The sequence below is a fragment of the Streptomyces sp. NRRL B-24572 genome, assembly GCF_002156145.1.
Lineage (GTDB): Bacteria > Actinomycetota > Actinomycetes > Streptomycetales > Streptomycetaceae > Streptomyces > Streptomyces vietnamensis.
Genome location: NZ_MWIG01000735.1, coordinates 1 through 8,237 on the forward strand (window position 1 = coordinate 1; position 8,237 = coordinate 8,237).

Here is an 8,237-nt window from a genome sequence, read left to right on the forward strand (position 1 = left end):
GACGCTGCCCGGGCCCGGGCAGCGTCGTCGTCGGATCCGGGATCCCGCCCGCTACCAGGCCACCGGCAGCCGCTCGGGGAGCCGCTTCATGAAGTTGGTGCGCCACACCAGCTGCTCGACCGGCACCGCGAGCCGCAGCTCCGGCAGCCGGTCGAGGAGCGTCTCCAGGGCGATCTCGGCGTGCCGCTTGCCGAGCGCCGTCGCCGGGCAGTAGTGCCGCCCGCCGCCGAAGGAGAGGTGCTCGGCGGCGTTCTCCCGGTCCGGCCGGAAGGCCAGCGGGTCGGGGAAGCGCTCGGGATCGTGGTTCGCGGCCTCCACGAGCACGAGGACCAGTTCACCGGCCCGTACGTCGACCTCGCCGAGCCGTACGTCCTCCAGGGCGAGCCGCGGCAGCCCGTCGCCGATCGACAGGTTCACCCGCAGCAGTTCGTCCATCGCCCCGGGGACCCCGTGCGCGCCGCCGGCGGTCAGGGCCTCCCGCACGTCCGGCCGGGTCAGTACCGACACCAGCGCCATCGTCAGGAACCCGGCGGTGGAGATCACCCCGGCCCCGAAGAGGGTCACGCCGACCGTCGCCAGCATCTCGTCCGTCAGATGTGCGTAGTCGGGGTCCTCGCGCAGCGCCGCGAGCTCCGCCATCAGCCCGCCCGTCGCCGGATCGTCCAGGCGCTCGGTCATGTAGGCGATGTCCCGGTCCCAGTGGAGCCGGGCCGCCTCGATCTCGCGCGGTGCGTTCATGAAGGCCACGTCCAGGCTGCGCAGCAGCCGCGGCCCGTCCTCCTCGGGGATGCCCAGCATCCGGCAGTGCAGCCCCGCCGAGTACGGATCGGCATAGCCGCCCCGCAGCTCTCCGGGCGCCCCCTCGGCGACCAGCGCGTCCACCAGGGACCCGGCCCGCGCCCGCAGCCACTCCTCCAGGCCGGGCGCCTTCGGGTTGATCGCCTTCATGACGGCCTTGCGCAGCCCGGCCCCGGTGATGTTGCCCATGTTGTTCACCACGTGCGGCGGGATCGTCAGCGCGTACTGCCGCGGCGCTCCCGGAGCCGAGGTGTCCTTCAGGCTGAACCTCGGGTCCTCCAGGACCTGCTTGCACAGCTCGTACGAGGAGATCAGCCAGGCCTCGGCCCCGGCGATCGTGCGGACCTTCCGCACCGGTTCGGCGCGCAGCGCGGCGATCTCGGCGGGCAGCCGGGTCCCGTCCCAGTCGAAGGGGAAGGCGGGCAGGGTCTCGACGGCGACGCTCATCACGCGGCTCCTTCAACGGTCGTCTCGGCGACGGTTTCGACGGGGGTGAGGATGCCGTGGCCCTGGTTGCGCGAGGCCCGGAGCCCGGACCCCCGCCCGTACAGCAGATCGGCCAGCGGCAGCGCCTGGTGGTAGCAGTTGAGCGAGGACGGCACCCCGAGGATCGCGGGCGTGTCCAGGAACAGCGGCACCTCGGCGCAGATGTACGCCCGGCACACCTCCCGCTGCCGCTCGTCGGTCACCTGCCCCGGCGCCAGCTTCCCGGCCAGGAAGATCCCGGTCAGCGCATCGCAGGTCTCCCGCACCACCGGGTCCGCCGCCACCGCGTCGAGCACCGTGCGGTGCAGCTCGCGGTAGGCCGGGACGTCCCCGAACTCCGACATCCCGCGGGCCCGTACCCGCACGCCCGCGGGATCGACCTCCGCCACGGCCGCCCCGACCTTGGCCCGCACCCCCCGCAGGTTCTTGACGGCCTTCCGCCGCGCCTCGTCGGCCCCGTACCCCAGCGCCTCGTACATGTCGGCGACATGCAGATCGGTGTAGACGAGATCGACCTGATCGAAGTGGTCCAAGCCCCAGCGCGTCAGCTCGCGCAGCCGCTGGGCGGTGAAATAACTGTTCCCCGGGGAGACGCCGATGACCACGTGCGCGCCCTCGTCGGCGATGACGCGGCAGTGATCGGTGTACGGCTGGAGTCGGAGCGTCTCGGCAGGGGCGAAAGCCGCCTGAGTCACGTAGGCAGTCCTCATCGCGCCAGCTAGTCCCAGCGGAGCCCTGTGCTCCGGGTGTGGCGGCAGCGACGACGACACGCTATCGACCAGTCGCGGAGCGTGAACCCCCTACTCGTAGGTACGGAGGGGAGTTCGTCAGCTGTTCACACTTCCGTGATCTTGGCCGGAAAACGACGAGGCCCGCCGCCCCCTCGGAAGGGGGCGACGGGCCTCGTCAGGCAGCGGCCTCGGCTTAGAGGTCGAAGTAGAGCTCGAACTCGTGCGGGTGCGGGCGCAGCTGGATCGGGGCGATCTCGTTGGTGCGCTTGTAGTCGATCCAGGTCTCGATGAGGTCGGACGTGAAGACGCCGCCGGCCTGCAGGTACTCGTTGTCGTCCTCGAGGGCGTTGAGGACGGCCTCCAGGTTGGTCGGGACCTGCTGGACATTCGCGTGCTCCTCGGGAGCCAGCTCGTAGAGGTCCTTGTCGATCGGCTCCGCCGGCTCGATCTTGTTCTTGATGCCGTCGAGGCCCGCGAGGAGCAGCGCCGAGAAGGCGAGGTACGGGTTCGAGGACGGGTCCGGCGCGCGGAACTCGACGCGCTTGGCCTTCGGGTTCGAGCCCGTGATCGGGATGCGCATGGCGGCGGAGCGGTTGCGCTGCGAGTACACCATGTTGACCGGGGCCTCGAAGCCCGGGACCAGGCGGTGGTACGAGTTCACCGTCGGGTTGGTGAAGGCGAGCAGCGACGGGGCGTGCTTGAGGATGCCGCCGATGTAGTAGCGGGCGGTGTCCGAGAGGCCCGCGTAGCCCGTCTCGTCGTAGAACAGCGGGTCGCCGTTCGACCAGAGCGACTGGTGGACGTGCATGCCCGAGCCGTTGTCGCCGAAGATCGGCTTCGGCATGAAGGTCGCGGTCTTGCCGTTGCGCCAGGCGACGTTCTTCACGATGTACTTGAAGAGCATCAGGTCGTCGGCCGCGGCGAGCAGCGTGTTGAACTTGTAGTTGATCTCGGCCTGGCCGGCGGTGCCGACCTCGTGGTGCTGGCGCTCGACCTGCAGGCCGACGTTCTCCAGCTCCAGGGAGATCTCCGAGCGCAGGTCGGCGAAGTGGTCGACCGGCGGGGCCGGGAAGTAGCCGCCCTTGTAGCGCACCTTGTAGCCGCGGTTGTTCTCCTCCGCACCGGTGTTCCAGGCGCCGGCCTCGGAGTCGATGTGGTAGAAGCCCTGGTTCGCGGAGGTCTCGAAGCGGACCGAGTCGAACACGTAGAACTCGGCCTCGGGGCCGAAGTAGGCGGTGTCGGCGATGCCGGTGGAGGCGAGGTACGCCTCGGCCTTCTTCGCGATGTTCCGCGGGTCACGGCTGTACTGCTCGCCCGTGATCGGGTCGTGGATGAAGAAGTTGATGTTCAGCGTCTTGTCGCGGCGGAAGGGGTCCACGCGGGCCGTCGACAGGTCGGCGCGGAGCGCCATGTCGGACTCGTGGATGGCCTGGAAACCGCGGATCGACGAGCCGTCGAAGGCGAGCTCCTCGGACGGGTCGAAGGCCGTCGCCGGGATCGTGAAGTGCTGCATCACACCCGGAAGGTCGCAGAACCGGACGTCGACCATCTTGACGTCGTTGTCCTTGATGAACTTCTGGACCTCGTCGGCGTTCTGGAACCCGTTGTTCTGGGACATCCCACTCCTCCTACTCCCGGCCCGGGGAGGGGCGGGGTTGCAGCGGTCGTGCGGCCAGTGCGGTGGCACACGCTGGACCCGACCATAGGCAGACGGGATTTCTCAAGCATGACCCGTTTGTTTCGTCGAAGTTAACCGGGCCGGGTGGCGCACCGCCTCCCTTGCACCGTACTCCGACCCGGGCCGAACTGATCAAAAACGGGCACAGTACCGTGGTCGGGTGGACAACAGGCAAGCACTCGGATCTTGGCTCTCCGGCCCCCGCGCGGCGGCCGAGGACGCAGGCGTCGACTTCGGCTACCGCGGTGAGCAGCTCGGGCTGCCCGAGGAGGGCCCCGGCTCGATCGCCCGTCCCGGGCGGCGCCTCGGAGCCCTCGCCGTCGACTGGGCCCTCTGCATGCTGATCGCATACGGCCTGATCACCGACGGCTACAACCAGGCGACGGGCAACTGGGCCCTGCTCATCCTGTTCGTCCTGGGCGTCCTGACGGTCGGCACCGTCGGCTCGACGCCCGGCAAGCGGATCTTCGGCCTGCGCGTCGTCTCCGTGAACGGCGGACGCCTCGGCCTGTTCCGCGTGGCGCTGCGCTCCCTGCTCGTCTGCCTGGCGATCCCCGCCCTCATCTGGGACCGCGACGGCCGCGGCCTCCACGACCGCCTCTCCGGCGCCGTCCAGGTCCGCATCTGAGGATCGAATACGAGAAAGGCCCCGGACCGCGTGGTCCGGGGCCTTTCTCGTCAGGTCGGGTGTCAGCGCATCTTTCCGCCGCGCGGCATCCGCATGCCCTTCGGCATCGGACCCTTCGGCAGCGGCATGTTGCTCATCAGGTCGCCCATCGCCCGCAGCCGGTCGTTGGCCGCGGTGACCTGCGGGCCGGTGAGCACGCGGGGCATCTTGAGCATGGTCGTACGGATCTTCTTCAGGGGCACCTGGCCCTCGCCGTCGCCGACGATGATGTCGTGCACCGGCACGTCCACCACGACGCGGTTCATCCGCTTCTTCTCGGCCGCGAGCAGGGTCTTGACCCGGTTCGGGTTGCCCTCGGCCACCAGCACGATGCCGGCCCGGCCGACCGCGCGGTGCACGACGTCCTGGTTGCGGTTCATCGCGACCGCGGGGGTCGTCGTCCAGCCGCGCCCGACGTTCTGCAGCACCGCCGCGGCCGCGCCCGGCTGGCCCTCCATCTGCCCGAAGGCCGCGCGCTCGGCACGCCGTCCGAAGACGATGGCCGCCGCCAGGAGCGCCAGGACGAAGCCCAGGATGCCCAGGTAGACCGGATGACCGATGAGGAAGCCGATCCCGAGGAGGACACCGAGTACGACGATGCCCACGCCCGCGACGACCAGACCGACCTTCGGGTCCGCCTTCCGGGTCATCTGGTACGTGAGGGCGATCTGCTTCAGTCGCCCGGGGTTCGCAGCGTCAGCGCTGCCCGTGTTTGCCTTCCTCGCCATGTCCTGAAGTTTACGTGGCCCGGGAAGCCCGGCCCGACGCGACCTCCATCACGTGCTGGGCCTCCACCCGGTCCTTGGCGCGGCGGCGGTCCTCCAGGACGGAGTTCCAGGCGTTGCGCCGGGCGGTGCGCTGGCCTGCGCCCAGGAGCAGGGCCTCCACGGCCTTCAGGGCGTCGGTGACGGACGGGATCGCGGTGACGCGGACGTGCGTCGATGCGGCCGGCATCTCGGGGTCCTCTCTCGATTGCGGGTGAGACGAGGTGGGGGGTCGTGAGTGGGTGGTGGCGGTGAGTGAAACCAGGCTCACAGATCGGTGTTACCAGGGCGTGACCCGGTGGTCAAACACTGATGAAACGTTGATGCGGCCGGTCGGGCGAGTGGGGGAACGACGGTGCGGCCCGTACGTCCCCGCTGAGCTGCGGGGTCGTACGGACCGCACCGAATTCGGCCAGTACCGGCCGGTAACTATTTGTGCGCCGATTCACACGGCGGCCGTGTGGGCGATCAGACCGCCTGCGTGGCGTTGTCGACCGCGCCGCGCTTCTCGATCGCCTGCTGGTACAGCCGGCCCGCGCGGTACGAGGAACGGACCAGCGGGCCCGACATCACACCGGAGAAGCCGATCTCGTCGGCCTCCTCCTTCAGCTCCACGAACTCCTGCGGCTTCACCCAGCGCTCCACGGGGTGGTGCCGGACCGAGGGGCGCAGGTACTGGGTGATCGTGATGAGCTCGCAGCCCGCGTCGTGCAGCTGCTGGAGCGCCTCGCTGATCTCCTCGCGGGTCTCGCCCATGCCGAGGATCAGGTTCGACTTCGTGACCAGACCGTAGTCGCGGGCCTGGGTGATGACGTCCAGGGAGCGCTCGTACCGGAAGCCCGGGCGGATCCGCTTGAAGATCCGCGGGACGGTCTCGACGTTGTGCGCGAAGACCTCGGGGCGCGAGTCGAAGACCTCCTTGAGGAGCTCCGGCACCGCGTTGAAGTCGGGGGCGAGCAGCTCGACCTTCGTACGGCCGTCGGCGCGGTCCGCCGTCTGCTGGTGGATCTGGCGCACGGTCTCCGCGTACAGCCAGGCGCCGCCGTCCTCCAGGTCGTCGCGCGCGACGCCCGTGATGGTGGCGTAGTTCAGGTCCATCGTGACGACCGACTCGCCCACGCGGCGCGGCTCGTCACGGTCGAGGGCCTCGGGCTTGCCCGTGTCGATCTGGCAGAAGTCGCAGCGCCGGGTGCACTGGTCACCGCCGATGAGGAAGGTCGCCTCGCGGTCCTCCCAGCACTCGAAGATGTTGGGACAGCCCGCCTCCTGGCAGACCGTGTGCAGGCCCTCGCTCTTCACGAGGCCCTGCATCTTCGTGTACTCGGGACCCATCTTCGCGCGGGTCTTGATCCACTCGGGCTTGCGCTCGATGGGGGTCTGGGCGTTCCGGACCTCCAGGCGCAGCATCTTGCGTCCGTCGGGGGCGACTGCGGACACATCGGCTCCTGTAGCTTCGATTCTTCGGCGCACACCAGGGTACGCCCGTTGCTTCCATGCCTTGCTCTACGCGTGGCCAACCTGTGGCCAGAGCTGGGCATTCCTCAGGCCGAGGCCCGTACCGTCTCGCGCGTCTCTTCGCCCGCGCTCTCGCGCTCGATCTCCCGCGGCTTGAGGTCCGCGTTCTCCAGCACGTCCCGCAGGTGCTTCTCGACGACCGGGAGCACCTCCTCGATCGCGAGGTCCCGGCCCAGCTCGTTGGCGAGCGAGGTGACGCCCGCGTCGCGGATGCCGCACGGGATGATCCGGTCGAACCAGGCGTTGTCCGGGTTCACGTTGAGGGCGAAGCCGTGCATGGTGACGCCCTTGGCCACCCGGATGCCGATCGCGGCGAGCTTGCGGTCCTCGCGGCGCTGGCCGGCGTTGGACGGGGCGTACTCGGGACCGTTCAGACGCGGGTCGAACTCCTCGTCCGTCAGCCGCGGGTCGAAGTCCAGGGAAAGACCGCCGATCGACGGGCGCTGCTCGACCGGGTCGCCCAGGACCCAGACCCCGCTGCGACCCTCGACCCGCGTCGTCTCCACGCCGAACTCGGCGGCCGTACGGATCAGGGCCTCCTCCAGGCGGCGCACGTGCGCGACGACGTCCACCGGGCGGGGCAGCTTCATGATCGGGTAGCCGACCAGCTGGCCGGGGCCGTGCCAGGTGATCTTGCCGCCGCGGTCGACGTCCACCACGGGCGTCCCGTCCAGCGGCCGCTCGTTCTCCTGCGTGCGCCGGCCGGCCGTGTAGACCGGCGGGTGCTCGAGCAGCAGACAGGTGTCGTCGATCTCGTCGGCGAACCGTGCGGCGTGCACTTCGCGCTGCTTGTCCCAGGCCACCTGGTACTCGACGGCTTCCTCGCCGAACCCAAGGCGGACGAATCGCAGCTCACTCACGGCCATGCCTCCTCCTGGGCGCCGGGAACCGGGAACCGGGGATCATCCCGGGCCGGCTCGGCACCATGCGTCATTCGCGCCCATGCCACTGTACGGCGGCGCCGGGGACGCCCCTCCGGCAGGTGGACGGGGGCGCCTACGTCAGCGATGCCGTCAATCCTCACACGATCGGATGAATGTGGGGCGAAGGTGGCGGTACGGGCCGTGGAGACCGCTAAATTCACGCCGTTCCATGAGGGTCCGACGGGGCTGCCGCCCGGACCCGGAAGGCAGGAGACCGCACAGCTGATGACGGAACGACCACCGCAGCGCATCCCGAACCGCCAGCTCGCCGCGCTCATCGCCGAAGCCGGGTTCTCCAACGCGGGACTCGCCAGACGGGTCGACCAGCTCGGTCTGGAACACGGCCTCGACCTGCGGTACGACAAGACCTCCGTGACCCGCTGGCTCCGCGGACAACAGCCGCGCGGCACCACCCCCGCCCTCATCGCCGAGGTCTTCACCCGCCGCCTGGGCCGCCGCCTCTCCGCCCAGGACCTCGGTCTCGACGCCTGCGCGCCCGTCTACGCGGGCCTGGAGTTCGCCGCCACCCCCGAGGAGGCCGTCGACATCGTCAGCGGCCTGTGGCGCAAGGACTCCGGCAGCCACGCCGAACTCCGCAAGATCGCCTTCACCCCGGCCGGCCTCGTCGTCCCCAGCCGCGACTGGCTCATCGGCCGCGCCGACGACCGGGTCGCC

The 8,237-nt window shown here is 69.9% G+C and carries 8 protein-coding genes and 1 pseudogene; 2 read left to right on the plus strand and 7 right to left on the minus strand.

Features of this window, described 5'->3' with window-relative positions; all coding sequences use genetic code 11:
- Window positions 1–51: 51 nt before the first annotated feature.
- The 3 genes from CCN56_RS34765 to glnA all read right to left on the minus strand — a co-directional run bounded on the left by CCN56_RS34765 (window position 52) and on the right by glnA (window position 3,633).
- Window positions 52–1,245, minus strand: a complete 1,194-nt coding sequence (locus CCN56_RS34765) for a cytochrome P450 (RefSeq protein ID WP_086831786.1) — start codon at window positions 1,243–1,245, stop codon at window positions 52–54.
- Window positions 1,245–1,979 carry a tRNA-dependent cyclodipeptide synthase gene (locus CCN56_RS34770; RefSeq protein ID WP_086831787.1) on the minus strand — a complete coding sequence of 245 codons (735 nt, stop codon included), beginning with the start codon at window positions 1,977–1,979 and terminating at the stop codon, window positions 1,245–1,247. Before CCN56_RS34770 ends, CCN56_RS34765 begins: the two co-directional genes overlap by 1 nt.
- Window positions 1,980–2,208: 229 nt before the next feature.
- Entirely contained in the window at window positions 2,209–3,633 is a 1,425-nt protein-coding gene (glnA, locus tag CCN56_RS34775) for a type I glutamate--ammonia ligase (RefSeq protein WP_086831788.1), read from the minus strand.
- A 220-nt stretch (window positions 3,634–3,853) separates the two neighbouring features.
- On the opposite strand from glnA, the gene CCN56_RS34780 reads away from it, so the two are divergent.
- On the plus strand, window positions 3,854–4,321 hold the full coding sequence (locus tag CCN56_RS34780) for an RDD family protein (protein ID WP_086831789.1): 468 nt from the start codon (window positions 3,854–3,856) through the stop codon (window positions 4,319–4,321).
- Window positions 4,322–4,383: 62 nt separating this feature from the next.
- Here CCN56_RS34780 and CCN56_RS34785 read toward each other — a convergent pair whose 3' ends face one another.
- The 4 genes from CCN56_RS34785 to lipB all read right to left on the minus strand — a co-directional run bounded on the left by CCN56_RS34785 (window position 4,384) and on the right by lipB (window position 7,499).
- A complete protein-coding gene (locus CCN56_RS34785) occupies window positions 4,384–5,088 on the minus strand; it encodes a DUF4191 domain-containing protein (RefSeq protein ID WP_041128876.1) in 705 nt (234 codons plus the stop codon).
- Between the two features lie 10 nt (window positions 5,089–5,098).
- Entirely contained in the window at window positions 5,099–5,314 is a 216-nt protein-coding gene (locus CCN56_RS34790) for a hypothetical protein (RefSeq protein WP_041128875.1), read from the minus strand.
- A 278-nt stretch (window positions 5,315–5,592) separates the two neighbouring features.
- Window positions 5,593–6,561 (minus strand): lipoyl synthase, encoded by a 969-nt coding sequence (lipA, locus tag CCN56_RS34795; protein ID WP_041128874.1) that lies wholly within the window; start codon window positions 6,559–6,561, stop codon window positions 5,593–5,595.
- Window positions 6,562–6,665: 104 nt separating this feature from the next.
- A complete protein-coding gene (gene lipB / locus CCN56_RS34800) occupies window positions 6,666–7,499 on the minus strand; it encodes a lipoyl(octanoyl) transferase LipB (RefSeq protein WP_086831790.1) in 834 nt (277 codons plus the stop codon).
- A gap of 288 nt (window positions 7,500–7,787) precedes the next feature.
- On the opposite strand from lipB, the pseudogene CCN56_RS34805 reads away from it, so the two are divergent.
- Window positions 7,788–8,237: pseudogene (locus CCN56_RS34805) on the plus strand (regulator); the annotation flags it as partial.

What these genes read in the sequence shown, in the direction of transcription:
- CCN56_RS34765 (WP_086831786.1), bottom strand. Translation starts at nt 1,245, where the DNA reads ATGAGCGTCGCCGTCGAGACCCTGCCCGCCTTCCCCTTCGACTGGGAC.
- CCN56_RS34785 (WP_041128876.1), bottom strand. Translation starts at nt 5,088, where the DNA reads ATGGCGAGGAAGGCAAACACGGGCAGCGCTGACGCTGCGAACCCCGGG.
- glnA (WP_086831788.1), bottom strand. Translation starts at nt 3,633, where the DNA reads ATGTCCCAGAACAACGGGTTCCAGAACGCCGACGAGGTCCAGAAGTTC.
- CCN56_RS34790 (WP_041128875.1), bottom strand. Translation starts at nt 5,314, where the DNA reads ATGCCGGCCGCATCGACGCACGTCCGCGTCACCGCGATCCCGTCCGTC.